Below are 18,411 nucleotides of genomic sequence, written 5' to 3' on the forward strand. Positions count from 1 at the left end.
GGCGGGACCGGTGGGTGCACCGACGCGGCACGAGCCGCAGGGCGACAGGAGACTGGGATGAGCGACCGGGCACGCAGTTCGGTGCGTACCGACTCCCGTGAGGGGGACGGCGCCGCCGACGCGGCACCGGACGGCGCCACCCCGGTCGCCGACCGGCCCGGGCCGGCCGGCTCGGGCACCGCGGCCCCGGCGAAGGACGGGGGCCAGCCGTCGTCCGGCTCGCCGGCCGGGTCGGCAGGTGGCGGTCCCGCCAAGGCCGGTCCCGCCAAGGCCGGTCCCGCCAAGGCCGCTCCGGCCAAGGCGGCCCCGGCACAGGCCGCCTCGGCACAGGCTGCGTCGGCACAGGCTGCGTCGGCACAGGCTGCGTCGGCACAGGCCGCCCCGGCCCAGGCTGCGTCGGCACAGGCCGCCCCGGCCAAGGCCGCCCCCGCGAAGGCCGCGAACGGCGGTCCGGCGGAGGGTGCCGGTGCCTCCCCGGCCCGCGCGGCCGGCACGTCCGGACGGGACGGTGTGCCCGCGACGGGCACGGCGGCCGCGCCGGGGAACCGGCCGGCGAGCGCTGCCCGTGCGAACGCCCCTCGGAGCGGGGTGCCGGCGGCCGGCTCGGCTCCGGTCGACTCGACCCAGGCGGTCGGCCTGCCTCCGGCCGCGGCCCGACCGATCGACCCCGCGGCCCGGCCCGACCCGGCGCGCGCTGCGGCCCGACCCGCCGGTCAGGGCGCCGGTCGCCCCTCGTCCGGGAAGGCACGCAGCACCGCCAACCGTGGCCCGCGCCGGGCCCGGCTGCAGCTCCGCCACATCGACACGTGGTCGGCGCTGAAGATCTCGCTGGTGCTCTCCATCGCACTGTTCTTCGTGTGGATGGTCGCCGTCGGCATCCTCTACGGGGTGCTGGGCGGCCTGGGCGTCTTCGACACGGTCAACGACCTGATCGGGCAGCTCGCCACCACCACCGACGCCACCGACGGGGGCGGTGAGGTGATCACCGCCGGCGTCGTGTTCGGCGGTGCCGCGGTGATCGGCGCGATCAACATCGTGCTGCTGACCGCCCTCTGCACCGTCGGCACGTTCGTCTACAACCTCTGTTCCGACCTGGTCGGCGGCCTCGAGGTCACCCTGGCCGAGCGGGACTGAGCCGGCAACCCTCGTCGAGGCCCCCCACGTCGGGGGCCTCGAGGGGGCAGGTAAGCTGTTCACCGGTCCACGGGCCTGTAGCTCAGACGGTTAGAGCGCATCCCTGATAAGGATGAGGCCGGAGGTTCAAGTCCTCCCAGGCCCACCCGTGCACCGACGGCGGGCGACCGAGATCTCCACGGAGATCGCGGTCGCCCCGCCGCTGGGTCCCGGCAGCGGTCACCCGCACCGCGGTGGTCGACACCGTTCGAGGAGGTCCCGCGTGCTGAAGAAGCTGGCGATGGCTGCGGTCGCGGCCACTGCCCTGGCGGCCGTGCGCAAGCGCAGCAGCGGCAAGGGCGAGGCCGATCTGTGGGCCGAGGCCACTCGCGGTCCGGGCTCGGTCAGCACGCCGCGCGCCTCCTGAACCCGCGGCTGCGGGATCCGTCGACCGCACCCTCCTCAGGGACGTTATCGTCTTGCCCTTCGGGGACGTAGCTCAATTGGCAGAGCACCGCCTTTGCAAGGCGGGGGTTAGGGGTTCGATTCCCCTCGTCTCCACTCCGGCCCGCACGGGGCCGTCGCCGGGCGACCGGCCACAGCCCGGTCGCACCGGTCGCCCAGCAGCCTCACGGGTCGCAGTGGGAGAGTGGTCGTCGTGACTGAACAGACCTCCGCCGCACGGCGCGCCGTCCTGCACACCAACCACGGCGACATCACCGTCGACCTGTTCCCCGACCACGCCCCGAAGACGGTCGCGAACTTCACCGAGCTCGCCGAGGGCAGCCGCGAGTGGGTCGACCCGCGCACGCGCGAGAAGACCACGGACAAGCTCTACGACGGCACGGTGTTCCACCGGGTCATCCCGGGCTTCATGATCCAGGGCGGCGACCCGCTCGGTCAGGGCACCGGTGGCCCCGGCTACCGCTTCGGTGACGAGTTCCACCCGGACCTGTCGTTCAACCGCCCCTACCTGCTGGCCATGGCAAACGCGGGCCCGGGCACGAACGGCTCCCAGTTCTTCATCACCGTGACGAACACGCCGCACCTGAACAACAAGCACACGATCTTCGGTGAGGTGGCCGACGACGCCAGCCGCCAGGTCGTCGACGCGATCGCCGCCACCCCGACCGCCCGCGGTGACCGCCCGGTCGAGGACGTCGTGATCACCTCCGTCGAGGTGCAGCGCAGCTGAGCACCCCTGAGGGCAGCGGGGGCGCCGGCGCGGAGAACCCGCAGCCGGCGCCCCCAGCCACCTGCTACCGGCACCCGGACCGGCCGACCGGGGTCCGCTGCACCCGCTGCGGCCGGCCGATCTGCCCGGAGTGCATGAACCCGGCCTCGGTGGGCTTCCAGTGCCCGGACGACGTACGTGCCGGCAACGCCACCGTCCGCCGCCCCAAGCGCACCACCGGGCTGCGCAGTGCAGCCCGGCGTTGGGGGCCGGTCACCCTCTCCCTCATCACGCTGAACCTGCTGGTCGCCCTGGCGACGGCCGCCTCGGCGATCAGCGTCGGCGTCAACCCGCTGCGCAGCTTCCGGTCGCCGCTGCAGGACGACTTCGCGATCGTCCCGTACCTGGTCGACGTCGGTGAGTGGTGGCGGGTGGTCACGAGCGCCTTCACCCACGTCGGGCCGGTGCACCTGGCGCTGAACATGCTCGCCCTGCTGCTGTTCGGCTCCGAACTCGAACGGATGCTCGGCCGGGGCCGCTTCCTGACCGTCTACCTGGTCTCCGCGCTGGGCGGCGTGGCCGCCCTGCAGCTGTTCGGCACCTACCTCGGTGCGGTGGTCGGTGCATCGGCGGCGATCTACGGCCTGCTCGGGGCCCTCGGCGTCGTCCTGCTGAAGCAGAAGCAGGACCTCCGCGGCCTCCTCACCCTGTTGGTGATCAACCTGGCGATCAGCTTCCTGCCCGGGGTCTCCCTGCTCGGGCACCTCGGCGGTCTCGTGGTGGGCGTGCTCGCGGCCGGGGTCCTCGTCCTGGCCCGCGGCCGCCGGCCTGTCGCCGTCGGCGGGATCGCCGTCCTCGTGGTGCTGCTGCTGGTCCTGGTCCTCGGCGGCTGGCGCTAGCCGGCTGGCGCTAGCCGGCTCCCGCACCGGCCTCGTGCAGTGCCCGGGCGACAGTGGCCGGGTCCTCGCCCAGCTCCCGGCGGCCCAGCACGACCAGGACGGCGTCGTCCGTGCGGTCCTCCAGCTCCAGGGTCTCCATCCGCAACCCCCACCGTCGTGAAGTGCGCACCCGGGCCCGCAGCGCCGGCCAGGCGATCGTCGTGCCGCCGCTGAGCGCCCGCACCCTCACACCCCGGGCGTCGGCCCGCAGCCGGGGGCGGAGCACGAGGTCGCGGGTGGCCAGGCCGAGCAGCAGCACGGCGCCGCCGCCGACGAGGACCCGACCCACCGGGTCGACCAGCAGGGTGGCCAGCGCGAGGGCCACGCCGGTGACCGCCATCGCCACCGCCTCGCCGATCCGGGGCGACCAGTGCACGAGGCCAGCTTGTCAGCACCGGCCGCGGGCCTGCACCTGCCGCCTAGCATCACCGGTACCGGACGTCTGAGACGTCACCCTGTGGTGAGGAGTGGTCCATGCGCGATGCCGTCATCTGTGCCGCGGTCCGCACGCCGGTCGGGAAGCGGGGTGGCGGGCTGTCCGGCGTGCACGCCGCTGACCTCTCCGCCGCCGTCCTGCAGGCCCTGGTGGAGCGCACCGGCCTGGACCCCGCCGTCGTCGACGACGTGTTCTGGGGCTGCGTGAGCCAGGTCGGTGAGCAGACCAGCAACATCGGCCGGGTGGCCGCGCTGGCGGCCGGCTGGCCGGAGTCGGTTCCCGGTACCACCATCGACCGGCAGTGCGGCTCCTCCCAGCAGGCGGTCGCCTTCGCCGCCGCCACGGTCGTCAGCGGGCAGGCGGACGTCGTGGTCGCTGGTGGGGTCGAGTCGATGAGCCGGGTGCCGATGGGCTCCTCGGCCGGTGACGGGTCGGCCGGCCGACCGCTGGGGCCGCGGTACCTGGCCCGCTACGGCGGTGTCGCGCCCAACCAGGGGGTCGGTGCCGAGATGATCGCGGCGCGGTGGGGCCTGTCCCGGGCCGAGCTCGACGAGTTCGCGCTGCGGTCGCACGAGCGGGCCGCCAAGGCACGGGCCGACGGGGCCTTCGACTCACAGCTCGTCCCGGTCACCACCCCCGAGGGCACCGTGGTGTCCGCCGACGAGGGGATCCGCACCGGTGGCACCCTCGAGGCGCTGGGGGCGCTCAGGACCCCCTTCCAGGCCGACGGTGTGATCAGCGCGGGGAACGCCAGCCAGATCTCCGACGGATCGGCGGCGCTGCTGGTCACCACCTCCGAACGGGCACGCGAGCTCGGGCTGACCCCGCTCGTCCGGGTGCACACGACGGTCGTGGCCGGCGACGACCCGGTGATCATGCTGACCGCACCGATCCCGGCCACTCGCAAGGTGCTGGACCGCTCCGGGCTCGCGCCGGCCGACATCGGGGTCTTCGAGGTGAACGAGGCGTTCGCCCCGGTGCCGCTCGCCTGGTGCCGGGAGATCGGCGTCGGAGCCGACGTGGTCAACCCCCTGGGCGGAGCGATCGCCCTCGGGCACCCACTGGGCGCCTCGGGGGCACGGATCATGACCACGCTGGTGCACCACATGCAGGCCAGCGGGACCCGGTACGGGTTGCAGACGATGTGCGAGGGCGGCGGCATGGCCAACGCCACGATCCTGGAGCTCCTCGACCACTGAGGCCACCGACCGGTCCGCCGCGCTCCGTCCACAGCCCCCGTCCCCACGGTCGGGGGCTGTGCCGTTCCCGGCGACCCTGCACCGGGGTGGGGATGTCGACAACTCTCCCGGACACGCGCGGGAACGGCCCGTCACGCTGGCGGTTTGCGGATACCGACGATGGGTAGTAAGGACCTGCACCGGGCCTGTCGGTCGTCGTGCGCCGGAGGGTTTCCCACAGCTGTGTACACAGCTGGGGACGGAGTTCCACGGGTGTAGTTACCCCTGTGCCGTTTCCGTCCCAGCAGTCACATCACCGGCATATCCGCAGGTCAACCTGGGATGCCGACCCTTCGACAACCCACAGATCGTGGACAAACCCGTGGACGGCCGAACCGGCCGCCTGTGGACGACGGCCGGCGCTGTGCACAGCGGATCTTCCGGCGGGCCGCTGACCTGCGGGTTGACCGTTTGTCGACCCTGCGAGCCGGTCACTGACCGCTGTGCATCGGTGACCGTTCGGAGTACCGACGTCTCAGGGACGACGAAGGCCCCCGTCCCCGGGGGGGACGAGGGCCTGTCGGTCGGGCCGTGCGCGGGTGTCAGCGCCAGCGCATCGACATGACCAGGCCGGCGACCATGGCGCCGAACCCGATGGCGAAGTTCCACGGGCCCAACGTCACCATGAGCGGGATCCGGTCGCCTGCCACGTAGTAGACGACGATCCACAGCAGGCCGAGCAGCATCAGCCCGACCATCACCGGGGCGTACCACCGCGGGCTGGGCTTCGCGGCCTGTGCCCGGGCCGCGCTCGAGGGCAGCACGCCCTCCGGCGGCGTGTAGACCGACTTCTTGCGCACCTTCGACTTCGGCACCTGGCGGACTCCCTCCCGGGCCGGTGGCCTGACGCCCCGGCGTGAACGGTCACCAGCCTAAGCTGAGAGGCCAGCAGTCCCGCCCCGTCACGCGGCGACGTCACCCTGTCCGCCCTCCCGGGGGTGGACGCTGACACCAGGAGGTGCGCATGGCCCGCACCGGGCGCTCCCGCCGGTTCGATCCGTGGGTCGGGCTCGTGCCCGTCGTCGCCCTGGCTGCCGGTCTGCTCTTCGCCACCTCCAGCAAGACCGCCCAGGGCACGGACCTGCGGGGCGGGGAGATCACCGAGCTCTCTGCGCTGATCGAGCAGCGGGACTCCGCCGTCGCCCGCCAGCAGAGCGAGCTGGCCGCCCTGCAGGAGCAGGTGCAGGCGCTCACCGACCTGGCGGCCTCCCGGAACGGTGAGGTCGCCGCCGCTCAGCAGCGGGTCGCTCCCGGGGTCGGCTCCGCCGGGCTGGCCGAGGTGAACGGGCCGGGGATGTCGATCGTGCTGGACGACGCACCGCGTCAGCCCACCGGCATGGCCCCCACCGAGGGCAACCCGGACAACCTGGTCATCCACCAGTCCGACGTCCAGGGCGTGGTGAACGCTCTCTGGGCCGCTGGCGCCGACGGGGTGGCCATCATGGGCCAGCGGCTGATCGCCACCAGCGCGGTCATCTGCGTCGGCCCGACCCTGCTGCTGCACGGCCGCAAGTACTCCCCGCCGTTCGTGGTCACCGCCGTCGGGGACGCCGACGAGATGCGGGGGGAGCTGGCTGCCTCCCCGGAGGTGCAGGTCTTCCAGGACGCGGTCGAGGACTACGGGTTGACCTTCGACCTCGAGGAGCGGGCCCAGCTGACCGTGCCGGCCTACGACGGTGCGCTGGACATGCAGTACGCCAGCGTCGGCTGAGCGCGTTCCCAGCCCGGCCGTCCCGCCCCCTCAACGCCCTGGAGATCGAGCCCCGTGTCCCGCACCGACGTGAGTGTCGAGCGATGAGCCTGCCCGCCGTCCGGCCGGTGCTCGTCGTCGACAACTTCGACAGCTTCGTCTACAACCTGGTCCAGTACCTGGGCCAGCTCGGTGTGCCCAGCCTGGTGCGCCGCAACGACGCGGTCACGGTCGAGGAGCTCGCCGACCTGGACGTCGCCGGCGTGCTGCTCTCCCCAGGGCCCGGCACGCCGGTCGACGCCGGGGTGACCGTGCCGATGGTGCGAGCCGCCGCCGACGCCGGGCTGCCGGTGCTCGGGGTCTGTCTGGGCCACCAGGCGATCGCCGAGGCCTTCGGCGGCGTCGTGGGCCGGGCACCCGAACTGCTGCACGGCAAGACCAGCCAGGTGGTGCACGACGGTGTGGGTGTGCTGGCCGGGCTGGGCAGCCCGTTCACCGCCACCCGCTACCACTCGCTCGCGGTCGAGTCCGACAGCGTCCCGGCCGAGCTGGAGGTCACCGGCCGCACGCCGTCGGGCATCGTGATGGCGCTGCGGCACCGGGAGCTGCCGATCGAGGGAGTGCAGTTCCACCCCGAGTCGGTGCTCACCGAGGGCGGGCACCAGCTGCTGGCGAACTGGCTGTCCGGCTGCGGGCTGGCGCCGGACCCCGCCCGGGTCGAGGCCGCGGCGGCCAGCGCCCGCCGGCTCACCACCGTCACCGTCTGAACCGGCCACCCTCAGAGGTGGCCCGGGTTCAGCCGGCGGACTGCACCGTCTCCGTGGTCTCCCCCGCCGGCGGGACCGGGGTCGCGGGGGTCGGCGTCGCGCTCGGGGTCGGCGTCGGGGTCGGCTGTGCCGGCGTCGGGACGGCGATCAGCAGGGTGACCGTCTCGCCGGCCGACACCGAGGCCCGCGGGCCCGGATCGGTGTCGACGACGGTGCCCGGCGTGGCGTCGTCCCGCTCGACGTTGTTGGGCACGATGACCCCGTTGTCGATCCCGGCGTCCACGAGGGCCTCCCGGGCGGCGGGCTCGGTGAGACCACGCACGTCGGGCAGGGTGATCGAGCCGGTCGAGATGCTCAGCCGGAAGGACACGTCCGGGGCCGCCTGGCTGCCCGGAGCGGGGTCGAGGGCGACGACCGTGCCGGCCGGCTCGAGGCTGTCCACCTGGTCGGTGCTCGTGCTCCCGGTGAAGCCGGCCCCCTCCAGCCGTTCGATCGCCTCGTCCTGCTGGTCGCCGAGCACGTTGGGCACGGCGATGGTGTTCGGGCCACCGCCGACGACCAGGGCCACCCGCGTCTCCGGGTCCACCTCGGTCCCTGCTGCCGGGTCCGAGCTGAGCACGGTGCCCTCCTGGGCCTCTGTGCTGGGCTCGCGGGTGATCGGGCCGATCAGGAGGCCCTCGGCCAGGATCTCGGCTTCCGCATCGGCCTGCGGGTCACCGACCAGGTCGGGGATCGCCACCTGCTCGACGACCGGGGTGTCGGGCTCGTCGGACCCGGCGGTGAGCGCCAGCGCCAGGCCGACGCCGCCGGCGACCAGCAGCACCACGGCGATGACCAGGGCGATGATCCGGTTGCGCCGGCGCTTGTCGTCGGTCTGTCCGTCGTCCCACTCGTCGTTGCCGTACCCGCCGGGGGTCACCCCGATGATCGTGGTCTTCTCGGCGTCGCTCATCACCGGCGTCGCCTCGACCCGCTGGCCGGCCACGGCGCGCAGCAGGTCCGCACGCATGTCGGCGGCCGACTGGTAGCGGTTGGCCGGGTTCTTGCTCATCGCCTTGAGCAGGATCGCGTCGAGTTCCGGGGTGATCTCCGGGTTGATCGACGAGGGCGTCCGCGGGTCCTCCCGCACGTGCTGGTACGCGACGGCGACAGGGGAGTCGCCGGTGAAGGGCGGGGTGCCGGTGACCAGCTCGTAGAGCAGGCACCCGGCGGAGTAGACGTCGGAACGGGCGTCGACGCCCTCACCACGGGCCTGCTCGGGGGACAGGTACTGGGCGGTGCCGATCACGGCGGCGGTGGAGGTCATCGTCGCGGCGGAGTCGGAGACCGCGCGGGCGATGCCGAAGTCCATCACCTTGACCGTGCCCTGCGGCGTGATCATGACGTTGCCGGGCTTCACGTCCCGGTGCACGATGCCGTTGCGATGGCTGAAGTCCAGGGCCGCGCAGATGTCGGCGGTCAGGGACATGGCCCGCTCGGGGGACAGGCGCCGCTCACGGCGCAGCACGTCGCGCAGGGTGTCGCCCTCGACGTACTCCATGACGATGTAGGGGGTCGCGCCGGTCGCGGTGCGGTCCTCCCCGGTGTCATAGACCGCGACGATCGCCGGGTGGTTCAGCGACGCGCTGGCCTGGGCCTCGCGGCGGAACCGGACCTGGGACGACGGGTCCCGGGCGAGGTCCTGACGCAGCACCTTGACCGCGACCTCGCGCCCCAGCCGGAGGTCCCGTCCCCGGTGCACCTCCGCCATGCCGCCGCGGCCGAGCACCCCGCCGATCTCGTAGCGCTCGCCGAGCACCTGGGGGGTGGTCATCGGTGGTCCTCTCGGGTGGTGCGGTGCGGCGGTCGCAGCTCCGGGACGGCAGGACCGGGGAGCGGTGCGCCGTCGCGGAGCCTAATCGCTGGCCGGGTCGCGGCAGGCGCGACGCGAGCGCCGGGGGACGCGTGTGTCATGGGAGGTCCGCGGTGTTGGTCTGCCCCAACGCGCCGTCCTCCTGGGCGGCCGAGGAGGTCGGGGACGTCGACGTCGGAGGGGCCGAGGAGGTCGGGGACGTCGACGTCGGGGCAGCCGACGTGCTCGTGTTGCTCGTGGTCGGCTGGCTGCTCCGGGTGACCGTGGCGGTGACCGTGGCGGTCGTCGGGGTGGTGAGCCCGTCGTCCTCGTCGTCCTCGCTGTCGGGGGTGGGTGCCGCCGGCGCCGGTGCGTCGCCCCCGTCGCCGTCCTGGTCGGCCTCGGGGTCGTAGGCCTCGGCGGCCACGGCCAGCGTGACCGTCGCCCCGGGCGTCAGTGTCGCGCGCGCCGGGTTGGCGGTCACGACGGCGTTCGCCGCCAGGGCCACGTCGGCCGCCGCCAGCTCGGTGGCGGTCGCCTCCCGCTGCCGCACCTCGAAACCCAGCTCCTCGAGCTCGTCGACGACGGTGTCGGCGTCGTCACCGACGTAGTCGGTCACGTCGAACGCGAAGGTCCCGGAGGGGTTGCTGGTCGGCGACGCGGAGGTCGAGACGGAGCTGGTGCCCGGTGACGCGGCTGAGCCGTCCGGCTCGTCGGACCCCAACTGGATCAGGAACAGCCCAGCCGCGACCAGCCCCACGAGGGCCAGTGCGGCGGCCGCCCACAGCAGCCGGGTGCGCCGGACGTCCTGCGGGTCGGCCTCCCCGCCGGTCCAGGTGCTCGCTCCGTCACCGTCGACCGGGGGGCCGTGCAGCGGGGGCATGGTCCGGGGCGCGGTCGTGGGGCCGAGGGCGGTGCCGGGGCCGGTCGCCGGGAGCATCGTGGTCGCCGTGCCGTCGTCCCCGACCACCTGGGTCATGGCGGTGGCGGCCGGCACGGTGCCGCCGGCCGCCACCCGTCGCACCGCGTCGGCGAACGCCGCCCCGTCGGGGAAGCGGGCTGCGGGGTCCTTGGCCAGGCACCGGTCGATCAGGGCCCGGACCTGCCACGGCACGTCTGCGGGCATCGGGGGCGGGGGACGGTTGATCTGCGCCAGCGCGATCGCGACCTGCGACTCGCCGTCGAACGGGCGCACCCCGGCGATGCACTCGTACCCGAGCACGCCGAGGGAGTAGACGTCGGAGGCAGCGGTCACCACGTGCCCCTGGGCCTGCTCGGGGGAGAGGTACTGCGCGGTGCCGACCACCATGCCGGTGCGGGTGAGGGGGGCGGCGTCGCGGGCGTAGGCGATGCCGAAGTCGGTCAGCTTCACTACGCCGTCCGGGCGCACGAGCAGGTTCCCGGGCTTGATGTCCCGGTGCACCATCCCGGCCGCGTGTGCGGCGGAGAGGCCGTCACCGGCCTGCCCGAGGACGTCGAGGGTCTGCTCGGCGGTGAGCCGCCCACGCTCGGCAAGGACGGTCACCAGTGGCTTGCCCTCGACGAACTCCATGACCAGGTAGGCCAGGCGCTGGCCGTCCTCGGTGGTCTCGCCGTAGTCGTAGACCGAGGCGATGTTCGGGTGCGAGAGGGCGGCGGTGTGCCGTGCCTCGTTGCGGAACCGGATGAGGAAGCTCGAGTCGCCGGTGTACTCGCTGCGCAGCACCTTGACCGCGATGATCCGGCCGAGCGTGCGGTCGCGGGCCTGCCAGACCTCCCCCATCCCGCCGGTGGCGATCGGGGCGGTGATCTCGTAGCGGCCGGCCAGCATGCTGCCCACGCGGACCGCCATCAGCCGCCGCCCTGCAGGTGTGCCTCGATGACCTCGCGCGCGATCGGTGCGGAGATGTCCCCGCCGGTGCCGCCGCCGTTGCGGATGAAGACCGCCACGGCGATGCTCGGGTCCTCGGCGGGGGCGAAGCCGATGAACCAGTTGTGGTCGGGGCCGGCGTTCTCCGCCGTGCCGGTCTTGCCGGCCACCTCGATGCCGCTGATCTGCGCGCGCCGGCCGGTGCCCTCGTCGACGACGTTGGTCATCATCTGGGTCAGCTGCTCGGCGACGTCGGCGGAGAAGGGCTCGGAGAACGTCTCGGGCTCGGTCTGGTCGATGACCGTCAGGTCGGGGGCCTGGACCGACTCGACCAGGTACGGGTTCATCAGCACGCCGTCGTTGGCCACCGCGGCGGCGATCATGGCGGCCTGCATCGGGGTCAGGGCGACGTCGCGCTGGCCGATCGAGGTCTGGCCCAGCGCGGCGTCGCTCTCGATGTCGCCGATCGTGCTGTCTTCCACCGGCAGCGGGATCTCGAAGCCCGTGCCGTCGATGCCGAGCGCCTCGGCCATCTCCCGGACGGAGTCCTCGCCCAGGTCGATGCCGAGCTGGGCGAAGGCGGTGTTGCAGGAGATCGTGAGCGCCTCGATCAACGGCTGCTCACCGGTCGGGCTGCAGGGCTGGTCGCCGAAGTTCTGCAGGTCGGTGGAGGTCCCCGGCAGGATGTAGTCCTGCGGCGCCGGGATCACCGTCTCCGACGTGTAGTCGCCGCTGGCCAGCGCCGCGGCGGCGACGACCACCTTGAAGATCGACCCGGCCGGGTAGCGCTCGGAGATGGCCACGTTGGTCCGCGGGTCGGTCTCCTGGGCCTCCAGCTCCTCGGCGTACGTCCGGATGGCGCTGGGGTCGTGGCTGGAGAGCAGGTTCGGGTCGTAGGTCGGGGTGCTGGCCAGCCCCAGGACGGCACCGGTCTGCGGGTCCAGGGCGACGACGGCGCCGGTCCGCCCCTCCAGGGCCGACATCGCTGCCGCCTGGACCGCCGGGTCCAGCGTGAGCTCCACGCTGCCACCCGAGAGGTCCTGCCCGGTGAACAACTCGGTGAGCCGGCGGAAACTGAGCGCCAGCCGCGCGTCGTCGCCGGAGAGCACCTCGTCGACGGCCTCCTCGAGCCCCCGGTTGCCGAAGATGAGCGAGTTGTAGCCGGTCACCGGTGCGTAGAGGGGGCCCTGCGGGTAGCGACGCAGGTAGGTGAGCGGGCCGTCGGTCGCCTCGGACAACGCGATCTCGTTCCCGTCGACGATGATCGAGCCGCGCTGCTCGTCGTACTGCTCGACGAGCACCCGGGTGTTGCGCGGGTCGGCCCGCAGCTCGTCGGCGCGGAAGACCTGGATCACGTTCACGTTGACGATCAGCAGCGTGAACAGCACCAGCACGCTGATCGCGACCTTGCGCAGCGGGGCGTTCACGGTTGCACCACCTCGGTCGGTGCATCGGTCAGCTTCGGCGGCGTGGCCACGGCGGCGCCGGCCGGTCGGCGGGCGGCGTCGCTGATCCGCACGAGCAGCGCGACCAGGCCGAAGTTGGCGACCAGCGAGGACCCGCCGTAGGCGAGGAACGGCGTGGTCAGCCCGGTCAGCGGGAGCAGACCGGTGACCCCGCCCAGGACGACGAACACCTGCCAGGCGAGGGAGAAGGCCAGCCCGGCGGCCAGCAGCTTGCCGAAGCCGTCCCGGACCACCAGGGAGGTGCGCAGCCCGCGCTCGACCAGCACCAGGTAGATCACGATCATCGCGACCAGGCCGAAGAGTCCGAGCTCCTCACCGATGGCGGCGGCGATGAAGTCGCTCTTGGCCACCGGCACCTGGTCCGGCCGCCCGCCACCGAGCCCGGCGCCGAACAGACCGCCGGTCCCCAGGCTGAACAACGACTGGACCACCTGGTAGCCGCCGGTGTCGGCGTAGGCGAACGGGTCCAGCCAGGTGTCGACCCGCACGCGGACGTGACCGAAGAGCTGGTAGGCGACGAACGCCCCGCCGGCGAACAGCAGCAGGCCGATGACCAGCCAGCTGGCCCGTTCGGTGGCCACGTAGAGCATCACCACGAAGATGCCGAACAGCAGCAGCGAACTGCCCAGGTCGCGCTCGAAGACCAGCACCAGGATCGAGGCGACCCAGGCCAGCAGCACCGGCCCGAGGTCGCGGCCACGCGGCAGCTCCAGGCGCAGCACCCGGCGGCTGGCCAGTGCCAGGACGTCGCGCTTGTCGACCAGGTAGGCGGCGAAGAACACGATCAGGCAGATCTTGGCGAACTCGCCGGGCTGGATGGAGAAGCCACCGAACCGGATCCACAGCTTGGCGCCGTTGATCTCGGAGTTCGGCAGCACCGCGGGGAGCGCCAGCAGGACCAGCCCGATGAGGGCGAGGGTGTAGGCGAAGCGGGAGAGCGCCCGGTGGTCGCGCACGATGACCAGGACGGCGACGAAGAGCACCAGCCCGACCGTGGCCCACACCAGCTGGACCGGGGCGTCCACGCTGGCGGCGCCGGTGCCGCCGACCTGTTCACCGGCGATGTCCAGCCGGTGGATCATCGACAGGCCCAGCCCGGACAGCACCGCGACGCAGGGGAGCAGCAGCGGGTCGGCGTAGGGCGCGAACCGCCGGACGACGACGTGGGCGATGGCCCACAGAGCGGAGAACCAGACGCCGAAGGTGACCAGCTCGGTGCCCGGGGACCCGGTGACGGTGATGTCGATGATCAGGTGCGCGGCCAGCGTGATGAGCACCGCGAAGCCGAGCAGGAGCAGTTCGGTGCCCCGCCGGGTGGGGACGGCCGTGCCGGGGGCGAGGGCAGCGCGTGGGTCGGTGCCGGGGCCGTTGACCGGCGCAGCCACTAGTCGACCTCCCGGCAGTCCACTCCGGGCTCACCGGAACGCGTCAGCCCGGGGGCGGCGGCTGAGCGCGTCGGCTCGGCGGTGCCGGGGACGGTCGTCGTGGCTGCGGCGGCGTCCGGCTGGCCCGGGACGGTGGCGGGGGTGGGCTCCGCCGCCGGCGTCGGGGTGGCGGACGGGGTGCTGGCGGTCACCGCGGGCGTCGTGCGGCACAGCGGCAGCTGCTGGCCGCGGAGGTTGGAGAGGATCCGCTCGGCGTCGTCCGGGTCATCGGCGGGGATCCCGTCGACCACCCGGTTGCGGGCGGCCGGGGTGAGGTCGGTGGCGGCCAGCGCCGTCGCCTCGTCCAGGCGGTAGAGGTCCAGCCCGACGACGGAGGCGTTGAGCCCGCGGAAGACCCCGACCCGGTCACCCTCGGCGGTCTCGGCGACCCCGACGAACCAGTGGGCCATCACGAACAGGTACGCGCCGATCGTCGCGGCGCCCAGCACCACGACGGCGGCGAGGGCGAACAGGGCGGTGCGCAACGGCCGGCGACGGCGCGGCGGTGGGGAGCTGGTGGTCAGCGCGGTGGCCTGCCCAGCCGCCTGCGGGTCGGCGAGCGCGGCGCGACCGGCGGCCGACCGGGGGTCGACCTCCCGCTGGCCCACGTGGTCGCCGGCGGCGCCGTCGACGACCGGCTCGACCAGCACGCCGCGGCCGTCGTCCTCCACGACATCGGCGACGATGCAGGTGATGTTGTCCGGGCCCCCGCTGCGCAGGGCGAGCTCGATCAGCCGGTCGGCGGTCGCCTGCGCGTCCGGCTCGCGCATCGCGGCGGCGAGGGTCTCGTGGCTGACCACGCCGGACAGGCCGTCGGAGCAGAGCATGTAGCGGTCGCCGGCGCGGGCCTCGCGCATCGACAGGTCCGGCTCGACGTCCTGGCCGTTGAGGGCGCGCAGCAGCAGGGAGCGCTGCGGGTGGCTGTTGGCCTCCTCCTCGGTGATCCGGCCGTCGTCGATCAGCGTCTGCACGAAGGTGTCGTCGTGGGTGATCTGGTGGAGCTCGCCGTCGCGCATCAGGTAGGCGCGGGAGTCGCCGACGTGGCACAGCCCCAGCCGGCCACCGGCGAACAGGACGGCGGTGAGCGTCGTCCCCATGCCCTCGAGCTGCGGGGACTCCCGGATGACCTCGCGCAGGTGCTCGCTGCCCTCGAAGACCGCGTGCCGCAGCGCCTGGAGCAGGTCGCCGGAGGGGGCGTCCTCGTCGAGGTGCTCGAGCGCGGCGATGACGACCTTGCTGGCGACGTCGCCCGCCGCGTGCCCGCCCATGCCGTCCGCGACGGCCAGCAACCGGGGCCCCGCGTAGACGGAGTCCTGGTTGGTGCCGCGGATCAGGCCGCGATCGGAACGCGCCGCATAGCGGAGGACCAAGCTCATGAACGCAGCTCCAGGACGGTCTGCCCGATCCGGATCGGCTGGCCGGGGGCGACCAGCAGCGGACCCTGCACGCGCTGCTGGTCGAGGTAGGTGCCGTTGGTGGAACCGAGGTCCTCGACGTACCACTGGCCGCCGCGGTTGGTCAGCCGCGCGTGCCGGGAGGAGGCGAAGTCGTCGGTGAGCACCAGCGTCGAGTCATCGGCGCGGCCGATCAGGATGGCTTGTTCCCCCAAGGTGATCCGGGTGCCCGACAGCGGGCCGGCGGTGACGACGAGGTGGCGGGGACCGCGGCCACCGCGCTTGCGGGCGGCCGCGGCGCGGGGCGGCACCGAGGCCACCCGGCCGGCCCGGCCGCCGAACAGGTCGGCGCGGACCACCCGGAAGGCGGCGAAGACGAACAGCCAGAGCAGGAGCAGGAAGCCGAAGCGGAAGGCCTGCAGCACGATCTCCGCGGTCACTGCTCGGCCCCGCCAGGGCCCGCGCTCAGCCGCCTCACGCGCCGTCCTGCCGGTACACCAGCACCGAGTGGCCGATGCGGAGGACGTCGCCGTCGGCGAGCTCCTGCCGGCTGACCCGGCGGCCGTTGACCAGGGTGCCGTTGGTGGAGCCCAGGTCTTCGACGACGACCGCGCTGCCGGCCAGCTGGACGTCGGCGTGCTTGCGGCTCACCCCGGTGTCGGGCAACCGGACGTCGGCCTCGGTGCCGCGGCCGAGCACGTTGCTGCCCTGCTCGAGCACGTGCTTGGTGCCGGGGCCGTCGACGACCAGGACGTGACTGACCCGCTGGCCGGCCCGGCCCACGACCGAGGGCGGCTGGGCGCCGGTGTCGGTGGCCCCCATGGCGGCGCCGGGGAGCCGCGGGAGCGGGGGCAGGCCGGGCGACGGTGGCGGCGGGGCGGCGGCGGAGCGGCTCGGGGCGCCGCCGGTGACGTGCGAGGCGACCTCGAAGACCCCGGTGCGCAGCTCCTCGTCGAGCTCCAGCCGGACCTCGATGTCGCCGAAGGTCTGGTAGCCCTCGCGCTCGATGTGCTCGGCGACCATGTCGGCGAGCTCGGCGGCCAGCTGCTCGGACCACTCGACGAGGTTCTCGTGGTCGGTGGGGCCCAGCATCACGACGTAGACGTTCGGGGCGAGGACCCGGTCACCGCTCAGCACCGAGCGTTGCTCGTCGGCCTCGCGTTGCAGGGCGTGGGCGATCTCGGCGGGGTGGACCTTCCCCTTGAACACCCGGGCGAAGGCCAGCCCGACCATGCCCTCGAGGCGTCGCTCGAAGCGCTGCAGCACACCCACAGTCGCTCCCTTGCGCTCGGTCGACCTCCCACTGCCTGAGCGCTGATCGTAACCGGGGGAGGGTCGCCGGGACGTCGCGCAGCGCAGGACGCCCCGGACGATGTCGTCCGTGCCGCGTCGGCACACCGTTCTACCAGCGCACCGCCCGCTGTGGGGCCGCGCCGTGCCGAACGGGGGCAGGTGAGGGCCACCTCCAGGGGGCTGCTACTGTCCTTCCTCGCCAGGGCAAGTGGCGGAATGGCAGACGCGCACGGTTCAGGTCCGTGTGTCCGAGAGGACGTGGGGGTTCAAGTCCCCCCTTGCCCACCAGTACCTGGGAACTCCCCAGGCGCTCGAGACAGAGATCGCGCTCGAGACAGAGACCGGTAGTGCCGCCCCAGGGCGGGGCTGCCGGTCTTCTTCGTCCGTGGCCGCTGATGCGGCGCCGCGGTCCGGCGTCGGATCAGCAGGACGCGGCGGGTCGGGGTCAGCCGACGAGGGTGGTCCAGTACAGCCAGAAGCGCTGCGTGATCGCGGCGGCGATGACCAGGAACCATGCGGTGAGCAGCACGCTGTGCCGAGCCCGCAGCGCGGCCACGGCCGCGTTGACGCCGGCCGGCAGGTGCGGAGCCCACGCCGTGGAGTTGCGCAACGTGACCGCGGTGAACAGCGGGATGGTGACCGCCCAGACGACCGTGCAGTACGGGCACAGCGCCCCGATGCGGTAGAGGCTGGCGAAGACCAACCAGTGCACGAACAGCACCGCAGCGGTGACCCCGACCTGCAACCCGGCCCAGAACCAGCCGGCCAACCGGGCGCCGGCCAGCAGCGCCGCGCCGGTGGCGGCCACGACGGCGAAGCCGGCGATGCCGAGCAGCGGGTTGGGGAAGCCGAACGCCTCCGCCTGCCGGCTGGCCATGATCGAGCCGCAACTGAGCACCGGGTTGATGCTGCAGGAGGGCACGTGGTCCGGGTTCGCCAGCACGGCGTACTTCTCCACCGCCAGGACGAACGCGGCGAGCAGGCCGACCGAGCCGCCCACCAGCAGCCACACCGCCAGGCCACGGCCGGCCGGAGCCGGCTCGGCGGCGGCCTGACGCGGGGCGGCGAGGACCTGGCGCTCAGCCATCGAGCGCGGCCTCGATGAGCTCGACGAACTCCTCGGCGGTCTCCACCTCGACCAGTTCGCCGTCGAGGAAGAACGTCGGCGTGCCCTGCACGCCCAGCGCCAGGCCGTCGTCACGGTCGCTGAGCACACGCTCCAGGGTCGCCGGGTCCGCCACGGCCGCGTCGTAGGTGGCCATGTCCAGGCCCAGTCCCTCGGCGAAGCCGCGGAACACGGCGGCCTGCGACTCCTGCTGGTGACTCCACTGCGGCTGGGTCTCGTACATCCGCTGGTACATCGCCTCGAAGGCGCCCTGCTGCGCAGCGGCCTCGACGGCGACGGCGGCGTTCTCGGCGTTGGGGTGGCCGGGCAGCGGCATGTAGCGGGCCACGAAGGTGACCTGGCCGGCGTGGTCCTCGCGCAGTTGCTCGACGAACGGATACGCCGCGGCGCAGGCTTCGCACTCGAAGTCCAAGAACTCCACCAGCGTCACCCCGCCCTCGCCGGGTTCGCCCAGCCGGTGGCTGTCCTCGCGCACCACGGGCAGGGCGCCGCCGTCGGCGGAGGGCTCGGATCCCGACCGGCCGAAGGCGAGGAAGACGGCGATCACCAGGCCGAAACCGGCCACGAGGGCCGCGATGATCTTCAGGTTGGTGCTCACGCGGGCTCCCGCTTGCCTCGTCCGGCGATGTGGTGGCAACGTACCAACGCCTGTTGAGGTGTTTACTCGAGACC

18 protein-coding genes and 3 tRNA genes are annotated in these 18,411 nt (G+C 73.2%); 10 read left to right on the forward strand and 11 right to left on the reverse strand.

The window, feature by feature from the left end:
• Nucleotides 1-57: 57 nt before the first annotated feature.
• The 6 genes from O2W18_RS17665 (at nt 58) to O2W18_RS17690 (ending at nt 3,186) form a co-directional block, all read left to right on the forward strand.
• Nucleotides 58-1,134, forward strand: a complete 1,077-nt coding sequence (locus O2W18_RS17665; protein WP_269188747.1) for a DUF3566 domain-containing protein — start codon at nt 58-60, stop codon at nt 1,132-1,134.
• A gap of 71 nt (nt 1,135-1,205) precedes the next feature.
• A tRNA-Ile gene (locus tag O2W18_RS17670) sits at nt 1,206-1,279 on the forward strand.
• A gap of 117 nt (nt 1,280-1,396) precedes the next feature.
• Nucleotides 1,397-1,540, forward strand: coding sequence for a DLW-39 family protein (locus O2W18_RS17675; RefSeq protein WP_269169898.1), 144 nt, complete (start codon nt 1,397-1,399; stop codon nt 1,538-1,540).
• Between the two features lie 61 nt (nt 1,541-1,601).
• Nucleotides 1,602-1,674, forward strand: a tRNA-Ala gene (locus O2W18_RS17680).
• A gap of 97 nt (nt 1,675-1,771) precedes the next feature.
• Nucleotides 1,772-2,308, forward strand: a complete 537-nt coding sequence (locus tag O2W18_RS17685) for a peptidylprolyl isomerase (protein WP_269188748.1) — start codon at nt 1,772-1,774, stop codon at nt 2,306-2,308.
• Between the two features lie 134 nt (nt 2,309-2,442).
• Complete coding sequence (locus O2W18_RS17690; RefSeq protein ID WP_269188749.1) at nt 2,443-3,186, forward strand: rhomboid family intramembrane serine protease; 744 nt, start codon at nt 2,443-2,445, stop codon at nt 3,184-3,186.
• A gap of 10 nt (nt 3,187-3,196) precedes the next feature.
• Here O2W18_RS17690 and O2W18_RS17695 read toward each other — a convergent pair whose 3' ends face one another.
• The gene (locus tag O2W18_RS17695; protein ID WP_269188750.1) at nt 3,197-3,601 is read right to left on the reverse strand and encodes a PH domain-containing protein; all 405 of its coding nucleotides are present in this window, start codon (nt 3,599-3,601) and stop codon (nt 3,197-3,199) included.
• 98 nt (nt 3,602-3,699) lie between these two features.
• On the opposite strand from O2W18_RS17695, the gene O2W18_RS17700 reads away from it, so the two are divergent.
• Entirely contained in the window at nt 3,700-4,860 is a 1,161-nt protein-coding gene (locus tag O2W18_RS17700; RefSeq protein WP_269188751.1) for a thiolase family protein, read from the forward strand.
• A 581-nt stretch (nt 4,861-5,441) separates the two neighbouring features.
• Here O2W18_RS17700 and crgA read toward each other — a convergent pair.
• Complete coding sequence (gene crgA / locus O2W18_RS17705; RefSeq protein WP_269188752.1) at nt 5,442-5,714, reverse strand: cell division protein CrgA; 273 nt, start codon at nt 5,712-5,714, stop codon at nt 5,442-5,444.
• A gap of 149 nt (nt 5,715-5,863) precedes the next feature.
• Between crgA and O2W18_RS17710 the strand changes: the two genes are divergently transcribed.
• Both O2W18_RS17710 and O2W18_RS17715 read left to right on the forward strand, forming a co-directional pair.
• Nucleotides 5,864-6,610 (forward strand): DUF881 domain-containing protein, encoded by a 747-nt coding sequence (locus O2W18_RS17710; protein WP_269188753.1) that lies wholly within the window; start codon nt 5,864-5,866, stop codon nt 6,608-6,610.
• Nucleotides 6,611-6,693: 83 nt separating this feature from the next.
• Nucleotides 6,694-7,356: an aminodeoxychorismate/anthranilate synthase component II gene (locus O2W18_RS17715; RefSeq protein WP_269188754.1), complete on the forward strand. Its 663-nt coding sequence runs from the start codon at nt 6,694-6,696 to the stop codon at nt 7,354-7,356.
• Nucleotides 7,357-7,384: 28 nt separating this feature from the next.
• Here the strand turns inward: O2W18_RS17715 and pknB are convergent, their stop codons facing one another.
• From pknB to O2W18_RS17750, 7 genes are all read right to left on the reverse strand, one after another.
• Nucleotides 7,385-9,169: a Stk1 family PASTA domain-containing Ser/Thr kinase gene (gene pknB / locus O2W18_RS17720; RefSeq protein ID WP_269188755.1), complete on the reverse strand. Its 1,785-nt coding sequence runs from the start codon at nt 9,167-9,169 to the stop codon at nt 7,385-7,387.
• Between the two features lie 136 nt (nt 9,170-9,305).
• Nucleotides 9,306-11,018 carry a serine/threonine-protein kinase gene (locus O2W18_RS17725; RefSeq protein ID WP_269188756.1) on the reverse strand — a complete coding sequence of 571 codons (1,713 nt, stop codon included), beginning with the start codon at nt 11,016-11,018 and terminating at the stop codon, nt 9,306-9,308.
• On the reverse strand, nt 11,018-12,463 hold the full coding sequence (locus O2W18_RS17730; RefSeq protein WP_269188757.1) for a peptidoglycan D,D-transpeptidase FtsI family protein: 1,446 nt from the start codon (nt 12,461-12,463) through the stop codon (nt 11,018-11,020). Before O2W18_RS17730 ends, O2W18_RS17725 begins: the two co-directional genes overlap by 1 nt.
• Nucleotides 12,460-13,887, reverse strand: coding sequence for an FtsW/RodA/SpoVE family cell cycle protein (locus tag O2W18_RS17735; RefSeq protein ID WP_269188758.1), 1,428 nt, complete (start codon nt 13,885-13,887; stop codon nt 12,460-12,462). The genes O2W18_RS17730 and O2W18_RS17735 overlap by 4 nt, the downstream gene beginning before the upstream one ends.
• The gene (locus O2W18_RS17740) at nt 13,887-15,302 is read right to left on the reverse strand and encodes a PP2C family protein-serine/threonine phosphatase (RefSeq protein ID WP_269188759.1); all 1,416 of its coding nucleotides are present in this window, start codon (nt 15,300-15,302) and stop codon (nt 13,887-13,889) included. Before O2W18_RS17740 ends, O2W18_RS17735 begins: the two co-directional genes overlap by 1 nt.
• Complete coding sequence (locus tag O2W18_RS17745; RefSeq protein ID WP_269157662.1) at nt 15,299-15,760, reverse strand: FHA domain-containing protein FhaB/FipA; 462 nt, start codon at nt 15,758-15,760, stop codon at nt 15,299-15,301. Before O2W18_RS17745 ends, O2W18_RS17740 begins: the two co-directional genes overlap by 4 nt.
• A gap of 34 nt (nt 15,761-15,794) precedes the next feature.
• A complete protein-coding gene (locus O2W18_RS17750; RefSeq protein WP_269188760.1) occupies nt 15,795-16,592 on the reverse strand; it encodes an FhaA domain-containing protein in 798 nt (265 codons plus the stop codon).
• 223 nt (nt 16,593-16,815) lie between these two features.
• Here O2W18_RS17750 and O2W18_RS17755 point away from each other — a divergent pair.
• Nucleotides 16,816-16,901, forward strand: a tRNA-Leu gene (locus tag O2W18_RS17755).
• 157 nt (nt 16,902-17,058) lie between these two features.
• Here the strand turns inward: O2W18_RS17755 and O2W18_RS17760 are convergent.
• Both O2W18_RS17760 and O2W18_RS17765 read right to left on the reverse strand, forming a co-directional pair.
• A complete protein-coding gene (locus O2W18_RS17760; protein ID WP_269188761.1) occupies nt 17,059-17,700 on the reverse strand; it encodes a vitamin K epoxide reductase family protein in 642 nt (213 codons plus the stop codon).
• A complete protein-coding gene (locus O2W18_RS17765; protein WP_269188762.1) occupies nt 17,693-18,337 on the reverse strand; it encodes a DsbA family protein in 645 nt (214 codons plus the stop codon). Before O2W18_RS17765 ends, O2W18_RS17760 begins: the two co-directional genes overlap by 8 nt.
• Nucleotides 18,338-18,411: the final 74 nt, after the last annotated feature.

Origin of the sequence: Modestobacter sp. VKM Ac-2983, from assembly GCF_026967885.1 — a bacterium.
Classification (GTDB): Bacteria; Actinomycetota; Actinomycetes; order Mycobacteriales; family Geodermatophilaceae; genus Modestobacter.

Bases quoted from the DNA above. Each gene is read 5' to 3' on its own strand.
- O2W18_RS17665 (WP_269188747.1), top strand. From the start codon at position 58: ATGAGCGACCGGGCACGCAGTTCGGTGCGTACCGACTCCCGTGAGGGG.
- O2W18_RS17690 (WP_269188749.1), top strand. From the start codon at position 2,443: ATGAACCCGGCCTCGGTGGGCTTCCAGTGCCCGGACGACGTACGTGCC.
- O2W18_RS17700 (WP_269188751.1), top strand. From the start codon at position 3,700: ATGCGCGATGCCGTCATCTGTGCCGCGGTCCGCACGCCGGTCGGGAAG.
- O2W18_RS17710 (WP_269188753.1), top strand. From the start codon at position 5,864: ATGGCCCGCACCGGGCGCTCCCGCCGGTTCGATCCGTGGGTCGGGCTC.
- O2W18_RS17715 (WP_269188754.1), top strand. From the start codon at position 6,694: ATGAGCCTGCCCGCCGTCCGGCCGGTGCTCGTCGTCGACAACTTCGAC.
- pknB (WP_269188755.1), bottom strand. From the start codon at position 9,169: ATGACCACCCCCCAGGTGCTCGGCGAGCGCTACGAGATCGGCGGGGTG.
- O2W18_RS17725 (WP_269188756.1), bottom strand. From the start codon at position 11,018: ATGGCGGTCCGCGTGGGCAGCATGCTGGCCGGCCGCTACGAGATCACC.
- O2W18_RS17740 (WP_269188759.1), bottom strand. From the start codon at position 15,302: ATGAGCTTGGTCCTCCGCTATGCGGCGCGTTCCGATCGCGGCCTGATC.
- O2W18_RS17760 (WP_269188761.1), bottom strand. From the start codon at position 17,700: ATGGCTGAGCGCCAGGTCCTCGCCGCCCCGCGTCAGGCCGCCGCCGAG.